Source organism: Kribbella aluminosa, assembly GCF_017876295.1.
Taxonomy (GTDB): Bacteria; Actinomycetota; Actinomycetes; order Propionibacteriales; family Kribbellaceae; genus Kribbella; species Kribbella aluminosa.
Genome location: NZ_JAGINT010000002.1, coordinates 587,866 through 601,870, shown reverse-complemented (window position 1 = coordinate 601,870; position 14,005 = coordinate 587,866). Strand labels below are relative to the sequence as shown.

Genomic DNA, 14,005 nt, shown 5'->3' with positions numbered 1-14,005 from the left:
GCTTGTTGACTTTTACGCTAGGGCCGCATGCGACGAAAGTCAACAGGTGTTGGCATATGCTGTTGGCATGGCGGAGAAGAAGTCCGACCGGACCCGGGCGGCGATCCTCGCGGCGGCCCGGGAGCGGTTCGGCACGGACGGGTACGAGCGCGCGACGATCCGGGCGATCGCGGCCGACGCGGCGATCGACCCGGCGATGGTGATGCGGTACTACGGCAGCAAGGAGAAGCTGTTCGCGGCGGCGGCCGAGTTCGACGTACGGATGCCCGAGCTGCACGACGTACCGAGAGAGCAGCTCGGGGAGGTGCTCGTCCGGCACCTGGTGGAGCGCTGGGAGGAGGACGACACGCTGCGCGTGCTGCTACGTACGGCGGTCACCAACGAGTCGGCGGCCGAGCGGATGCGGCAGGTTTTCATCGGGCAGCTGACGCCGACGTTCGAGCGGGCCGCGATCGATCAGCCCGCCGTACGGGCGGGGCTGATCGCGACACAGGCACTCGGATTCGCGCTGTGCCGCTACATTCTCGAGCTCCGGCCGGTGGTCGAGCTGACGACCGACGAGGCGGTCGCCTGGCTCGGACCGACCGTGACGCGTTACTTGACCGAGCCGTCGCCCAGCCAGGCGTGAACGGCGGGGAGCGTCTCCGCCAGGGACGGCAGGTGCGGGTGCCACTTCAGCTCCCACTCGAGTGAGAGCGGGTAGTGGGTGCCGTCGAGCGCGGTCAGCAGGTCGTGGATCGGGAAGTCGCCCTCGTCGATCGCGACCGGGCGGTAGTCCTGCCGCGAGTCGGCCTGCTTGAACTGGACGAGCTCCAGCCACGGCCGGAGCAGCGCGTACGACTCGGCCGCCGTCTCGCCGTGCGACCAGGTGTGCGAGCTGTCCCAGAGCGCCCGGACGCGGTGGCCGGGGGCGTCGGTGTCGAGCAGCGCGCAGAACGCGGCGACCTGCCGGGCGGTCGAGTGCGAGTCGTGGGTCTCGAGCAGGATCGGCACCTCGCGCGACGCGGACGTCACGCGGTCCAGGGCCCGGATCTCGCCGGCGCTCGGGCCGTCCGGCGTACCGGTGTCGGCATCGGTGTCGTCACCTGGGAAGACCCGGACGCCGAGCGCACCGAGATCGGCCGCCAGCTCCAGATGCGCCTCCAGCGGCTGCTCCTCGACGGCGCAGAGCCGGACATAGCTGCTGATCGCGAAGATCTCCAGGCCGGCATCCTCGATCCGGCCGCGCAGCTCCCGCCGCTCAGCCGGCGACAGGCCGGTGTTGGTGAACTCGTCCGGCGCGGCGCGTAGCTCCAGACCGGTGAACTTGTTGCCCTGGGCAAGTGCCAGGACGTCGTCGAGTGCTGCTCCGGGACAACCGAGGGTGGCGAATCCTAAACGCATACGCTCTATCTGATCAGATCCAGCGGCCACGGCGCGGTTGGGTCCGCGGGCCGTTCGGCTGCTCGGGTTCGGTCGGCTGCTGCTCGTGCGGGTACTGCTGCTGGTAGTCCGTCTGCTCCTGGTACTGCGGCCCGTACGACTCGCTCGGGTAGTTCGCGCTCTCGGACTCGTACGAGTAGTTGCTGTAGTCCGAGTTGTACGACGACGCGTGGTCCGACGGGTACGACGAGCCGTAGTCCGTGTGGTCGTTGGTGGCCGGGTACGTCGGCTCCGGACCGTACGACGGCACCGGCGGGAGCGGCTTCGACGGGGTCAGGAAGTCGTCCTGCGCGTGGTGGCTCGGCGCCGGCGCGGGCTCGTAGTACCCGGAGGACGCGGACACGTGCGACGACTGCTGCGAGTGCTCGGACTGCCCGTAGACGGTGTGGTCCTGGTACGCCGACTGCGTGGTGTGCCCGGAGTGCGACGCGTGCGTCGTGTGGCTCCCGACGGCCGGCTGGACCGCCGACGGGCTGTCGACCGCGACCCGAGCGGCCCGACGACCTGCGCGCGCAACCGGTGCGGGCTCGGGCTCGGGTGCGGTCTGCGCCTCCGCGGGGGAGGACGTCGAGGTGTACTCCGACTCGTACGAGTACGGCTCGGAGTAGCGGGCCGCCCAGTGCTCTTCCTGTGCGGGCTGCTGCGGCTGGTACGAGTACGGGTCCGGCTGGACGACGGTCATCGGAGCCGCCTCGTCACGCCAGCTGCTCGCGGAACCGAGCGTGTCCTGGGTGATCGTGTTGCGGTACTCCTCCCAGGTCGGCTCGGCAGCGGCGTACGACGTCTCCGCGGCCGGCTGCTCGTCCTGCCAGTCCTTGATCGGGCTGAACTGCTCGGTCGCCGGCCCGCCGTCGTTGCCCTGCCAGTTCTCGGGGACCGGGGCGAACGGGCTCCACTTCGGCCCTTCCTCGGGCTGCTGCGGCGCACCGCCGTACGCGGCCGGGGCGGCGGCGCCGTCGCCCGGGAAGCCCTGCGGCTGCTGCGGCGCGAACGGGCTCGCGACCGGCGCCTCGGGAGCGGGTGCCTGGGGCGCGAACGGGTTGTTCGGCTGCAGGTGGGGTGCGCCGGCCATCTGCAGTTGCGGCTCGCGGACCAGGCCGAGCGACGGCGCGATCGGCTCCGAGATCACCGGCTGCTCATCGGTGTCGTCGTTCGCGTACGACGGGACCTGGCTCATGTCGTACGTCGGGACGGCGCTCAGCTTCGGGCCCTGGTCCCACCACGGCACCCACTTGCGGGTGGTCTGCATGTGGGTGATCTTGCGGATGATCATCGTCGCGCCCACCGCGGAGATCGCGGTCAGCACCAGCGACGCCGTACCTGCCAGCGCGATCCCGCGCAGCGAGCCGACCGTCGCCTCCATCCACATCAGGAACCGGCGGACCACCACGTCGAACGCAAGTGCGCCGATCCAGGCCACCCACCACACCGAGGTGAGCGGGGGAGTCCTGAACCGGCGCAGGTCGTCGGCGTACACGGGGGTCTTCGGGTCGCTGGCGATCCAGACGTCGTCGACGATCTGTTTCGGATACCAGAGGTTCGGTCCGGGGACGAACCAGCTGGCCAGCACCCAGCCGTGGCTGCGGCGATGGTCGGCCTGCGAGAAGACCTCGGAGTTGACCCGGACCCGCCACAACCAGACGACGAAGACGACCGCGGCGGCCACCGAGACGATGACGTTCGGAACGGCGGTCACCTTGGCGATCGCGTCGGCGCGGTTCAGGTCCGCGTCACCGACGTTCGGCATCCCGCCGAGATAGCGGTGCACCACCGAGTAGGTGTTCCAGTCGGACCAGGTGGACAGCAGATGCGTCACGGTGGATGCGCCCAGTAGTCCGACGGCGATCTTGCCGACCGTCCCGACCTGCTGGAACTCCTCAGCCGCGTGCGGCTGCCACTCTTCCTCGTCCTCGACAGGGGTCATCAATGCCTGCGGGTGGCTCACGTCTCGCGTCCCTCGCGTTGCTGGAACTCCGTCGTCTTTCCGGCGCTTCGGCCCGGCCTTGCCCCCGCGTGACCGAGCCACATTGATACCACGAAGTAGGTACGCCAGGGCAGTCGGCCCCAGCACAGAGGGTGTCGACTTAACGTGTTCTTTTCGTACGCCCATCACCACTGGTAACGAGGCAATGAGCGAGGCGTGACGGTTTGGTTTACCGCGCAGGTGGTTGGAAGCGATTCTGGGGTGTCCCGACGGCCCACCAGGGCACCCACGGACGCATGCTCTGGAGTTCGTCGATGCGCTGGATCAGGATCACCGCGAACACCGCCGCGCCGGTGATGAACAGCGCCGAGACGGAGGACAGTATGACGTTCGTCCGCAGATCTCCCAGCTGCGACGCGCCGGAAAGGACACCTCTCTGCACGATGTTTCCGGTCACCAGTCCCGTCACCCAGGTCAGCCACCAGGCCCAGACCAGCCGGGCTCCCGGAACGTCCTTGAGTTCCGTGGTCAGCGGATCCGTCCGCGGGTCGCTGGCCGCGACGATGTCGTCGACGACCTGCTTCGGGTACCAGAGGTTCACCACCGGGACGAGCCAGCAGCCGAGCACCCAGCCGCGGGTGTAGCGGTGCTCGCCGCGGCAGAACATCTCCGCGTTCCACCGGACCCGCCAGAGCCAGATGATGAACACCGCCGCGGCCGCGAACAGCGCGAGCGCCGCGACGATCCCGAGCGAGCCGGAGATCAGGTTCGCCTCGGACCACCGGTCCGCGTTGTCGCCGTACGTCCGGCGGGTCCGGTACAGGTTGAAGTCGGACCACGCCGTCGACCAGCTGGTCACGGTGACCAGGCCGACCAGGACGGACGCGGCGATGCCCATCGGCCGCTCGGAACTGAACCAGCGGTCCAAGGGCGGTACCTGTGCGGGCCGGCTCGGCATGGATCAGACATAGCACAACACGGCGTGACCGGGCGAGAACATCAGGTTGCGGCCACTCCGTGGCGTATTCCTGCCAGAAACTGTCGGCGGTGGCGGGGAGGATGGTCGTATGCACTGGTCCGTGGTCGACTCACCGATCGGCGACCTCACGCTCGCGGTCGACGAGACCGGGCTCTGCCGGCTGCACTTCGGCGGCACCGACCGGCCGCAGTCCGGCGACCCGCTGCTGACCGAGGCGGCCGAGCAACTGAAGGCGTACTTCGCCGGCGAGCTCCAGGAGTTCACGCTGCCGCTGTCGGTCCGCGGCGGTTCCGACTTCGAGCGCGCGGTCTGGAAACAACTGACCCGGATCCCGTACGGCGAGATGCAGACGTACGGCGACGTCGCGAAGATCGTCGGCGACATCGGCGCGGCCCGCGCCGTAGGGACCGCCTGCAACCGGAACCCGATCGCGATCGTGGTGCCCTGCCACCGGGTGGTCGGCGCCGGCGGCAAGCTGGTCGGCTTCGGCGGCGGCCTCCCGACCAAGCGGCACCTGCTCGAGCTCGAGGCGCGGATCGCCCTCGAGACGATGTGGACCTGAGAGACCTGACGAAGATCTGACACTCGAACGGGGCGAATCGGCGCGCGGTGGCCGAGCCAGGGCACTAACGTTTAAAGCGAGCGATTCAGCGCTATCCGCAAACCCACCCACCGCTCGATCTAGGCAACTCCCACCTGCCTTGGAAGACACATAAATGAACAAAGCCCGCACTACTGACCACCTGCACCCCGACCTCAGCGCGCTGATGAACAAGAGCGCCGAGGAATGGTCGGCCCCGGAGATCCAGGACACCGCCCGCGCGGCGCTCCGGATGCACGCGCCGGACCGGGAGCCGCTGACCTGGACCAGGCGGTTCAAGGTCGTCCCGTGGCCGCGCCGCAACCACGCGGTCTGCATGAGCTGTGGCGGCACCTACCCGTGCATCACGCACCGGTATGCCGCGCAGTTGCTGTCCGCCGGCCGCTACACGATGACGAAGGCCGACGACCAGGAGCCGCAGGTCGACTGACAGCGTCGTACGCGCAAGACGACGCCCGGACAGACGAAGGTCCCGGACCCCAGGTGGGGTTCGGGACCTTCGCCGTTGCGGTGGTGTCAGGAGTCGCTGGGCCGGGACTCGCCCGAACCCGTCGGCTTCCTGGTGGCGGTCTTCTTCGCGGCGCCGTTGGACGCGGCCTTCACCTCGTCCTTGGCCTCCTCCGGCTTGGCCTCCGCCTTCGGCGCCTCGGCCTTCGGAGCCTCCGGCTTGACGTCGCTCTTGCCGTTCGACGTCGTACCGTTCGACGCGGTGGTGTCGGCCGGGCGGGTCGTCGTACCCGCCGGGGCGGAGCTGTAGTCGCGGCCGCTGGTCGGAGTGGACTGCCAGGCCGGCTCCGGCGGGGTCAGCAGCTTCTTCACCGCGGCCGCGGCCAGTGCGCCGAGGCCCAGGAACAGCACCACGTTGCGCAGCTTGTGACTCTTCTTCGTCGGTACGTCGAGCTCACCCTTGAGCGCGGCCTTGGTGGCCTTGCCCCGGCGGGTGGTCTCCTCGACGACCGGCTCGGCGGCCGCTGCCAGGGTGGCCAGTGCGGCGGTCACCTTCGGCAGTACGTCGTCGTTCAGCCGCCCGCGGGCCTTCTCGGCCGCGTGCTCGGTGGCCGGGCCGACCTTCGCGAGCGCGTCGTCGAGCACCGGACCGGCCTTCTCCACCGCCTGGTGAGCCAGGTGTGCGCCCCGCTCGACCGCCTTCTCGGCGTACGGCGACACCTTCTCCCGTGCGGTGCCAACGGCCGGCGCGAGGTGCTCACGGACCTGGCCGACGGCCGGTCCGAACCTCTCGCTCGCCGACTCGGCCAGCGGCCGGACGCGATCCCTGGCGGCCTCGACCCGATGCTTGGACTTCCTCGAACCCACGGTTCCCTCCTCGGTGCCGCCCGCCCCGCGGACAGCTCTCCCGCCCATCGGCGACATGGGCTTGTTTCTGATGACAACTCTGGACAAATCCGGCTGCATCTGCATCGTACGACGTCACGAGCCGATAACCCTGTGCCCCACCTCCCAATCTCCACACGTCAGCCCGTCGATGCGGGTGTTCTTGGACCCACATGACAGGATCGAGGGGTAAGCAGTGGTAACCCGACTAGGAGTGACTCCCGTGGCTGAAGAGCTGTACGCAACCCTGCAGACGAACAAGGGCGACGTCGTCATCAGGTTGTTCCCCAACCACGCGCCGAAGACGGTGAGCAACTTCGTCGGTCTCGCGGAGGGCACCAAGGAGTGGACCGACCCGGAGACCGGCCAGCAGGTCACCAAGCCGTTCTACGACGGCCTGGGCTTCCACCGGGTGATCGACGGCTTCATGATCCAGGGCGGCTGCCCGCTCGGCACCGGCACCGGCACGCCGGGGTACCAGTTCGACGACGAGATCCACCCGGAGCTCCAGTTCGACCGCCCGTACCTGCTCGCGATGGCGAACGCCGGTGTCCAGTTCGGGCACGGCACCAACGGCTCGCAGTTCTTCGTCACCGTGGTCCCGACCACGCACCTGAACCGCAAGCACACGATCTTCGGTGAGGTCGCGGACGACGACTCGAAGAAGGTCGTGGACGCGATCGCGACCGCGAAGACCGCGCCGGGCGACCGTCCGATCGACCCGATCGTGATCAACAAGGTCGTCGTCGAGCGCAAGAACGCCTGACACAGCTTCATCGTGGGGCCGGGACGCTCCCGGCCCCCGCGCTCCCAGAGAGGGACGCACGCGCGTGACCGAGACCGTCTGCTACCGGCACCCGGATCGGCCCGCCGGGGTGCGCTGCCAGCGCTGCGACCGGCCGATCTGCCCGGCGTGCATGAACAGCGTCGCCGTCGGCTTCCAGTGCCCGAGCTGTTTCACCGAGGGCGCCCGCTCGGTGCCCCGCACCCGGACGTCGCTCGGCGGCCTCCAGCGCGGCGGCAGCCAGCAGGTCGTCACGTTCACGATGCTGGCGCTGAACGTGCTGGTCTTCGTCGCGGTCCGGTTCGGCAGCCCGCAGATCCTCAGCGATCTGGTGATGGTGCCGGTGCTGGCCGGAAGCGAGCCGTGGCGGCTGCTCACGTCGGCGTTCACGCACGTACAGATCTTCCACATCTTCTCGAACCTGTTCATGCTCTGGCAGCTCGGCCCGCCGCTGGAACAGATGCTCGGCCGGCTCCGGTTCACGATCCTGTACCTGCTGTCCGCGCTCGGCGGCAGCGTCGCGGTCTGGCTGCTGTCCGCCCCCGGCGGTGCGACCCTCGGCGCGTCCGGCGCGGTCCTCGGCCTGGTCGGCGCCCTGCTGGTGATCCACCGCGCTCGCGGCTTGGACATCACCTGGATCATCATGTACGTCGCGGTCACCGCGTTCCTGTCGTTCGCGATCCCGAACGTCTCCTGGGAAGGCCACCTCGGCGGCTTCGTCGTCGGCGCCGCCACCGCCTGGATCTTCCTCCGGATGTCGAACCACAAGCGCCGCAACAATCAAGCGGCATAGATGCCACAAGTTCCGCTCAGTTGCGTCAAACCAGGTGACAACCGGGGGGACTGCTCGTCTAATCAGGTGACGTCCCGACGGGGGACCAGCTTGGTAAGGACATCCACATGAGCCCACGCGCGGTGGACAAACGCGCCCGCCCCGGCAACGAACATCAGGTAATACGTGCGGCGGCCCCGGAAGCCCCGAGTGCGGTCACCGCACTCCAGGCCGCCGACCACGCCGGCAACCGCATCTCACAGCGCAAACTGCCGACCAAGGCCGCCTCCTGACCTCAGCGCAGGATGAGGCAGCTGTCGCCGAACTCGTGCCAGAGGTAGTGGTTCTGGAGGGCGGCGTCGTACGCGCGCTGGACCTGGGCACGGCCGGCGACGGATTCGAGGAGTAGTAGGTGGGACGCCTCGGGGGCGTGCCAGCCGGTGATGAGGCCGTCGACGATCTGGGGCTGGTTGTCCGGGCCCAGGACGAGGTCGGTCCAGCCTCGGGAGGGGGCGACCGTTCCGCCGACGGCCGCCGACTCGATCGCGCGTACTGCGGTGGTGCCGACCGCGATCACCCGTCCGCCGTTCGCCTTGACCCAGTTGACCAGGCGGGATGTGTGCTTGGGTACGTCGTACCGCTCGGGTTGCGGTGGTTCGTGGGTCTCCAGCGAGGAGACGCCGCAGTGCAGCATGATCGGCGCGATCAGTACGCCCTGGGGCGCCAGGTGGCTCACCAGCTCGAAGCTGAACGGCCTTGCTGCGCTGGGCATCTCCGCACTGCCGGGCTCCCGCGCGAAGACGGTCTGGTACGACGCCAGCGGCCAGCGCCTCCCCACGTAGTTGTAGGTGATCGGCCGTCCGTGTCGTCGCAGGTATCCGAGTACGTCGAGGGTTGGCGGCTTCGCGATCCACAGGCGGTTCGGCGAGGCCTGGTACGGCGCCAGCAACGTCAGCGGCCCCTCGGGAAGCTCCACCTGCTGTCCCGGCATACCGTCGAACATCGGGGCGTCGCCGTCGCGTAGCTCGACGACCCAGGTGCCGTCGTCGAGCGGTGCGGAGAAGTGCACGGTGTACGTCGTACCGTCGACGGCTGCGGCCAGCGTGCCGGAGGTGTTCACCAGCAACAGGTCGCCCGGCCGCAGGTGGTCGCCGAGCCGGTCGAAGCGCGTGTGCGTGACGGTCGACCCCTCCGCGACCAGCAGCTTCACGTGGTCCCGGGAGAGGCCGCGCGCTTCGGGAGGTTCGCCGGCGTTCAACGCGTCCGGTAGCTCGAACCTGATGTGCGGGTGCACTGTCACGGCGTCACCGCCGGCGCGAAGTCAGCCGCTCGGTACCTGCCGCTGGCCGGGCGCTTGTCGAGCAGCTGCAGGAAGGACGGTACGACGGTGGCAGCCTCCGGCCGGTCCGAGATGTCCTCACCCGGGAACGCGGCCTGGTGCATCGCCGTACGCAGGTCACCCGGGTCAACGGCGTACACCGCGAGCGCTGGATGCTCTGCGGCCAGGACCTTCGTAGCGTGATCAAGTGCTGCCTTGGCGGAGCCGTAGCCGCCCCAGGTCTCGTAGGCCTCCACGGCAGCGTCAGAGCTGATGTTGATCAGCACACCGGACGCTGTGGTGAGTGCCGGGAGCAGGAGCTGTGTGAGGGCGAGCGGCGCGAGTACGTCGACCTCGTACACGCGACGCAGTTCGTCGAGGTCAGCCGCGGCGAGTGCCTGCAGCGGGCTCGGGCCGAGGTAGCTGGCGTTGTTGACGAGCAGGTCGAGCCTGCCGAGCTCGGTGATCGCGTCGAGCAGGTCGGCGCGGTGCTCCGGGTCGGTGACGTCACCCGCCAGCGGTATGACGTCGGTACTGGCCGCGAGAGCGTCCGCCGCATCTTTCAGCGCTTCCGCACCCCGCGCATCGATCACCAACGCCCACCCACGCTCGGCAAGCCCATGCGCCAGCGCGAGCCCGAGCCCAGCGGAGGCACCGGTGATCAGAGCAACAGGACGTTCCGACGGTTCAGGAGTCATGCCGACACCGTCGTACCTCAACCAAACTTGAAGTCAAGCGTTGCGGTCGGCATCGAATGGTCGTGGCCGTGACCCCGTGCTGTGCCTACCGTGGCAACTCCGACGAGACAGGAGGAAACATGGCCAAGAACGTGCACGAGAGCGGCAGCCAGAAGGACGGTGGCGGCGGCTGGAGCCGGAACGACTCGAAGAACCTGAAGGCGGCGCTCGACGGCATCAAGCCTCCTGGCAAGGGCGGGGACTCGAAGGACCAGGGCGAGAAGCCGAAGACAGGTGCGCAGCGCGACATCGGCAGGGCGCTCGACGGACGGGAGTAGCGCGACCGTGGGAGCCGCCTCTCCCACGTCGGATCAGCTCTCGGGGAGCAGGATGCCTGGGTTCATGATGTTGTTCGGGTCAAGGGTTTGTTTGACAGCCTGTAAGGCTTCGGTGGCGAGCGGACCGATCTCCGTCACGTAGGCGTCTCGGTGGTCGGTGCCGATGCCGTGGTGGTGGGAGATCGTGCCGGCGGCGGTGGCGATCGCCTGGGTGGCGGCGGACTTGGCGTTTCGCCATTGGGTGATCGGGTCGTCGGTCTGGGCGCAGACGACGGTGAAGTAGAGCGAAGCGCCGGTTTCGTAGACGTGTGAGATGTGGCAGAGGACAAGCGGTGGCGTCGCCGACAGGGCGCCGACCAGTGCGTCCGTGACGGCGGCCTTCAGGGCGGGGATGCGGGACCAGAACGCGGCGGTCTCCAGGGTCTCCACCAGGGCGCCTTCGTCGAGGAGCGGGTCGCGGAGGTACGGCGCGCGGTACCGGCCGACCCGCCACGTCTCGCCGGGCCCTTCGCCGAGGTTCGTACCGCCTGCCGCGGTGAGTACGTCGGCGGTCGCCTGGTTGTACGGGCCGTCGAAGCCGATGATCGCGAGTACGCCGCCGGCGCTGCTGCCGAGGACGTCCGGGTCGGCGAGGTTCACCGCGGTCTCGACCTCGTCCGGCAGCCGCAGCACGGTCGGGAGCGGGCCGTCCTGCGCGAGCCGACGTACCGCGGTCAGGCCGGCTTCGAAGGTGTCGAACTTCCAGCCCTCGAAGTGCCGCTCCGTCGGCCGCGGGCGGATCCGGACGACGACCGAGGTGATGATGCCGAACGCGCCTTCGGAGCCGAGGAACAGTTGGCGGAGGTCCGGGCCGGCGGCCGACATCGGGGCGCGGCCGAGCTCGATCGTGCCCCGCGGGGTGGCGATCGTGAGCCCGACGACCATCTGGTCGAAGCGGCCGTACCCGGCCGACGACTGGCCGCTGGAGCGGGCGGCCGCGTAACCGCCGATCGAGGCGCCTTCGTACGACTGCGGGAAGTGGCCGAGGGTGTAGCCGCGCTCGGCGAGCAGGGCTTCGGCGGCCGGGGCCCGGACGCCGGCTTGCAGGGTTGCCGTTCGCGAGATCTCGTCCAGATCGGTCAGCTGGTCGAGGCGGCGGAGGTCGAGGGTGACGAAGCTGCGGGTGGGGGCGAGGCCGCCGACGACTGAGGTGCCGCCGGCGTACGGGACGACGGCCAGATCGTGCTCGGCGGCTCCTCGGAGGATTGTTTGCACTTCGTCGTGTGAGGCTGGGTAGACGACTGCGTCCGGTACGTCGGAGGTGTCGCCGGCGCGGAACCGCAGCAGATCCGTCGTCGAGTACCCACGCGTGTGAGCCCAGCGAGCCTCCCACTCGGCCGCCACGTGCTGAGAGCCCACGACGGATGACAGGAACTGCAGTTGCTCGTCGGTGAGGCCTGACCTGACCTCGGATTCCACCACCGGGTCCGGCGGGCGCTGGATGCCCAGGTGTTTGAGGGCGTCGAGCGCGGCGGCCGGGAGTTCTGCCGGATGGGCGGGGTCGCCCCAGCGGCCGGGGGTGAGTTGCGCCACCGGGAGGTCTGATTCGGTCATCGGTGGTGTCCTTTCCGGGGGCGCGCGGGGTAGCGTCCAGGGGAGGTGGAACCCCCTGGCTCCCACCTCCCCTGGACAGTTCCGGGATGCCGAAGTCGCTGATACACTTTGGCATGTGATGTCTCAGCGTAGCAGCGAATCAGATCAAGAGGCCAGCACCCGTCCAACCCCGGCGAACGCGATCGGCGAGGAGCGGATCCTGGACGCGGCGTACGAGCTGCTGCTCGCGATCGGGATGCGCCGGATGACGATGGCCGACATCGCCCGGCATGCCGAAGTCTCCCGCGCGACCCTGTACCGGCGCTGGCCGAACGTGCAGGCCGTGGTCGCCGCGCTGATGACCCGGGAGTGGACGATCGCGCTGGTGTCCGCGTTCCAGCCGGACGCCGCCGACGGCCGGTCCCGCCTGGTCGAGGGCGTCGTCGAGGTGGTCGCGAAGACCCGCGTGCATCCGCTGATGCGGAAGATCATCGAGCTCGACCCGGAGTTCCTCACGCCGTACCTGCTGGAGCGCCGCGGCAGCAGCACCGTCGCGCACCTCGCTCTCGTCGAGGAGGGTCTGCGCCAGGGTCAGGCCGACGGCTCGATCCGCGCCGGCGACCCGGTCTGGCTGGCCCGGCAGATCATCCTGGTCTCGCTCGCGTCGGCGGTGTCCGGCCCGGTGATGGCCGGGAAGGACGAGTACCCGAAGCTCGACGAGGAGCTGCGCGTGATGCTGACGAGGTACCTGGTGCCATGAACTCCATCGGCAACGCGAGTCTGAACGCGGCCCGCCGTACCCGTGAGCTCGACTCGCTGGCAGCGGTCGACGTCCTCGTGATCGGCGGCGGTGTCACCGGCGCCGGGGTGGCCCTGGATGCGGCGGCCCGCGGACTCAGCGTTGCCCTGGTGGAGAAGCACGACCTGGCGTTCGGCACCAGCCGCTGGAGCTCGAAGCTGGTGCACGGCGGCCTGCGGTACCTCGCGTCCGGGCATGTCGGGATCGCGTACGAGAGCGCGGTCGAGCGCGGCATCCTGATGAAGACGACCGCCCCGCACCTGGTGCATCCGATTCCGCAGATCGCGCCGTGGTTGCCGCAGGCAAGGTTCGTGCAGGCCGCCCTGCTGCGGTCCGCGTTCCTCGGCGGTGACGTACTGCGGACCTTCGCGCGGACCAGCGACGACTACCTCCCGCACTCCCGCCGGGTGTCCTCGGCCGAGATCCTGCGTTACGCGCCGACGCTGCGCCCGGAGGGGATGCGCGGCGGCTTCCTCACCTGGGACGGGCAGCTGTACGACGACGCCCGGCTGGTGGTCGCGATCGCCCGGACCGCGGCGCAGTACGGCGCCCGCATCCTGACCCACGTGGCCGCGACCGAGGTCACCGGGCAGGGCGCGGTCCTGGTGGACCAGCTGACCGGCGACACGCGGTCGGTGGACGCGCGGATCGTGATCAACGCGACCGGGATCTGGGCCGATCAGGTTGCCTCCGGCATCAAGCTCCGCCCGAGCCGCGGCACCCACCTGGTGCTGCCGCAGTCCGTGTTCGGCGGCCTGTCCGCGGTCCTCACGGTGCCGGTGCCGGGCGAGCTGCGCCGGGTGGTGATGGCGATTCCGGCGCCGGACGACCGGGTGTACGTCGGGCTCACCGACGAGGATGCGCCAGGCCCGGTCAGCGACGTACCGCAGGCGACCGACGCCGAGATCGACTTCCTGCTGAACACGATCAGCGCCGCCGTCCAGCAGCCGGTGACGCGCGCCGACCTGCTCGGCACCTACGCCGGTCTGCGTCCGTTGCTCGACACCGGCCACCATGGCGGTACGGCCGACATCTCCCGGCGGCACGCGGTGATCACCAGCGACGACGGTGTCGTCACGATCGTCGGCGGCAAGCTCACCACGTACCGCCGGATGGCGGAGGACGCCCTCGACACGGCGCTCGACCAGTCCGACGTCGACGTACTGCGGCGTTGCGAGACGCACCGGATCCCGTTGGTCGGCGCGGCCGATCGCGCGCACCTCGCCGCGGTCCGGGCACCGGCGCGGTTCGTCCAGCGGTACGGCGTGGAGGCGCCACAGGTGATCGACGGGCCACCCGAGTTGCAGGAGCCGATCGCGCCCGGGCTGCGGACGACGTACGCCGAGCTGAGGTTCGCCGTACGGCACGAGGGGGCGCTGACCGAGGACGACGTACTCGATCGGCGGACCCGGATCGGGCTGTCGGCGGCGGACCGGGAGCTGGCGCTGCCCGCGGTACGGGAGGCGTTCGCGGCGGTCTGAGGTTAA

The 14,005-nt window shown here is 69.5% G+C and carries 16 protein-coding genes; 9 read left to right on the top strand and 7 right to left on the bottom strand.

Annotation, left to right across the window (positions count from 1 at the left end; all coding sequences use genetic code 11):
* Positions 1-67: 67 nt before the first annotated feature.
* Positions 68-628: a TetR/AcrR family transcriptional regulator gene (locus JOF29_RS24285; protein ID WP_209696770.1), complete on the top strand. Its 561-nt coding sequence runs from the start codon at positions 68-70 to the stop codon at positions 626-628.
* Here JOF29_RS24285 and JOF29_RS24280 read toward each other — a convergent pair.
* From JOF29_RS24280 to JOF29_RS24270, 3 genes are all read right to left on the bottom strand, one after another.
* Positions 595-1,383 carry a sugar phosphate isomerase/epimerase family protein gene (locus tag JOF29_RS24280; protein WP_209696769.1) on the bottom strand — a complete coding sequence of 263 codons (789 nt, stop codon included), beginning with the start codon at positions 1,381-1,383 and terminating at the stop codon, positions 595-597. The two genes, JOF29_RS24285 and JOF29_RS24280, sit on opposite strands and share 34 nt — an antisense overlap.
* A gap of 13 nt (positions 1,384-1,396) precedes the next feature.
* Complete coding sequence (locus tag JOF29_RS24275; RefSeq protein WP_245359413.1) at positions 1,397-3,346, bottom strand: DUF4328 domain-containing protein; 1,950 nt, start codon at positions 3,344-3,346, stop codon at positions 1,397-1,399.
* 229 nt (positions 3,347-3,575) lie between these two features.
* Complete coding sequence (locus JOF29_RS24270; protein WP_245359411.1) at positions 3,576-4,274, bottom strand: DUF4328 domain-containing protein; 699 nt, start codon at positions 4,272-4,274, stop codon at positions 3,576-3,578.
* A gap of 139 nt (positions 4,275-4,413) precedes the next feature.
* On the opposite strand from JOF29_RS24270, the gene JOF29_RS24265 reads away from it, so the two are divergent.
* Positions 4,414-4,887 (top strand): methylated-DNA--[protein]-cysteine S-methyltransferase, encoded by a 474-nt coding sequence (locus JOF29_RS24265; RefSeq protein ID WP_209696766.1) that lies wholly within the window; start codon positions 4,414-4,416, stop codon positions 4,885-4,887.
* Between the two features lie 154 nt (positions 4,888-5,041).
* A complete protein-coding gene (locus JOF29_RS24260) occupies positions 5,042-5,356 on the top strand; it encodes a hypothetical protein (RefSeq protein WP_209696765.1) in 315 nt (104 codons plus the stop codon).
* Positions 5,357-5,442: 86 nt separating this feature from the next.
* Here JOF29_RS24260 and JOF29_RS24255 read toward each other — a convergent pair whose 3' ends face one another.
* On the bottom strand, positions 5,443-6,240 hold the full coding sequence (locus JOF29_RS24255) for a hypothetical protein (protein ID WP_209696764.1): 798 nt from the start codon (positions 6,238-6,240) through the stop codon (positions 5,443-5,445).
* A gap of 241 nt (positions 6,241-6,481) precedes the next feature.
* Here JOF29_RS24255 and JOF29_RS24250 point away from each other — a divergent pair, with 241 nt between their 5' ends.
* From JOF29_RS24250 to JOF29_RS24240, 3 genes are all read left to right on the top strand, one after another.
* Entirely contained in the window at positions 6,482-7,024 is a 543-nt protein-coding gene (locus tag JOF29_RS24250) for a peptidylprolyl isomerase (protein ID WP_209696763.1), read from the top strand.
* Between the two features lie 64 nt (positions 7,025-7,088).
* On the top strand, positions 7,089-7,835 hold the full coding sequence (locus JOF29_RS45515) for a rhomboid family intramembrane serine protease (protein ID WP_209696762.1): 747 nt from the start codon (positions 7,089-7,091) through the stop codon (positions 7,833-7,835).
* A gap of 107 nt (positions 7,836-7,942) precedes the next feature.
* Positions 7,943-8,107 carry a hypothetical protein gene (locus JOF29_RS24240; protein ID WP_209696761.1) on the top strand — a complete coding sequence of 55 codons (165 nt, stop codon included), beginning with the start codon at positions 7,943-7,945 and terminating at the stop codon, positions 8,105-8,107.
* A 2-nt stretch (positions 8,108-8,109) separates the two neighbouring features.
* On the opposite strand, the gene JOF29_RS24235 is transcribed toward JOF29_RS24240, so the two are convergent.
* On the bottom strand, positions 8,110-9,114 hold the full coding sequence (locus JOF29_RS24235; RefSeq protein ID WP_209696760.1) for an S-adenosylmethionine:tRNA ribosyltransferase-isomerase: 1,005 nt from the start codon (positions 9,112-9,114) through the stop codon (positions 8,110-8,112).
* Positions 9,111-9,830 carry an SDR family NAD(P)-dependent oxidoreductase gene (locus JOF29_RS24230; RefSeq protein ID WP_209696759.1) on the bottom strand — a complete coding sequence of 240 codons (720 nt, stop codon included), beginning with the start codon at positions 9,828-9,830 and terminating at the stop codon, positions 9,111-9,113. Before JOF29_RS24230 ends, JOF29_RS24235 begins: the two co-directional genes overlap by 4 nt.
* 119 nt (positions 9,831-9,949) lie before the next feature.
* Here JOF29_RS24230 and JOF29_RS24225 point away from each other — a divergent pair, with 119 nt between their 5' ends.
* The gene (locus tag JOF29_RS24225) at positions 9,950-10,147 is read left to right on the top strand and encodes a hypothetical protein (protein ID WP_209696758.1); all 198 of its coding nucleotides are present in this window, start codon (positions 9,950-9,952) and stop codon (positions 10,145-10,147) included.
* A 33-nt stretch (positions 10,148-10,180) separates the two neighbouring features.
* On the opposite strand, the gene JOF29_RS24220 is transcribed toward JOF29_RS24225, so the two are convergent.
* Positions 10,181-11,740, bottom strand: coding sequence for an FAD-binding oxidoreductase (locus JOF29_RS24220; protein WP_209696757.1), 1,560 nt, complete (start codon positions 11,738-11,740; stop codon positions 10,181-10,183).
* Between the two features lie 118 nt (positions 11,741-11,858).
* Between JOF29_RS24220 and JOF29_RS24215 the strand changes: the two genes are divergently transcribed.
* Complete coding sequence (locus JOF29_RS24215) at positions 11,859-12,479, top strand: TetR/AcrR family transcriptional regulator (protein ID WP_209699978.1); 621 nt, start codon at positions 11,859-11,861, stop codon at positions 12,477-12,479.
* Complete coding sequence (locus tag JOF29_RS24210; RefSeq protein WP_209696756.1) at positions 12,476-13,999, top strand: glycerol-3-phosphate dehydrogenase/oxidase; 1,524 nt, start codon at positions 12,476-12,478, stop codon at positions 13,997-13,999. Before JOF29_RS24215 ends, JOF29_RS24210 begins: the two co-directional genes overlap by 4 nt.
* Positions 14,000-14,005: the final 6 nt, after the last annotated feature.

Coding starts and splice junctions, on each gene's coding strand:
- JOF29_RS24240 (WP_209696761.1), top strand. CDS start 7,943: ATGAGCCCACGCGCGGTGGACAAACGCGCCCGCCCCGGCAACGAACAT.
- JOF29_RS24280 (WP_209696769.1), bottom strand. CDS start 1,383: ATGCGTTTAGGATTCGCCACCCTCGGTTGTCCCGGAGCAGCACTCGAC.
- JOF29_RS24260 (WP_209696765.1), top strand. CDS start 5,042: ATGAACAAAGCCCGCACTACTGACCACCTGCACCCCGACCTCAGCGCG.
- JOF29_RS24285 (WP_209696770.1), top strand. CDS start 68: ATGGCGGAGAAGAAGTCCGACCGGACCCGGGCGGCGATCCTCGCGGCG.
- JOF29_RS24215 (WP_209699978.1), top strand. CDS start 11,859: ATGTCTCAGCGTAGCAGCGAATCAGATCAAGAGGCCAGCACCCGTCCA.
- JOF29_RS24210 (WP_209696756.1), top strand. CDS start 12,476: ATGAACTCCATCGGCAACGCGAGTCTGAACGCGGCCCGCCGTACCCGT.
- JOF29_RS24275 (WP_245359413.1), bottom strand. CDS start 3,346: ATGACCCCTGTCGAGGACGAGGAAGAGTGGCAGCCGCACGCGGCTGAG.
- JOF29_RS24220 (WP_209696757.1), bottom strand. CDS start 11,740: ATGACCGAATCAGACCTCCCGGTGGCGCAACTCACCCCCGGCCGCTGG.
- JOF29_RS24230 (WP_209696759.1), bottom strand. CDS start 9,830: ATGACTCCTGAACCGTCGGAACGTCCTGTTGCTCTGATCACCGGTGCC.
- JOF29_RS24265 (WP_209696766.1), top strand. CDS start 4,414: ATGCACTGGTCCGTGGTCGACTCACCGATCGGCGACCTCACGCTCGCG.
- JOF29_RS24225 (WP_209696758.1), top strand. CDS start 9,950: ATGGCCAAGAACGTGCACGAGAGCGGCAGCCAGAAGGACGGTGGCGGC.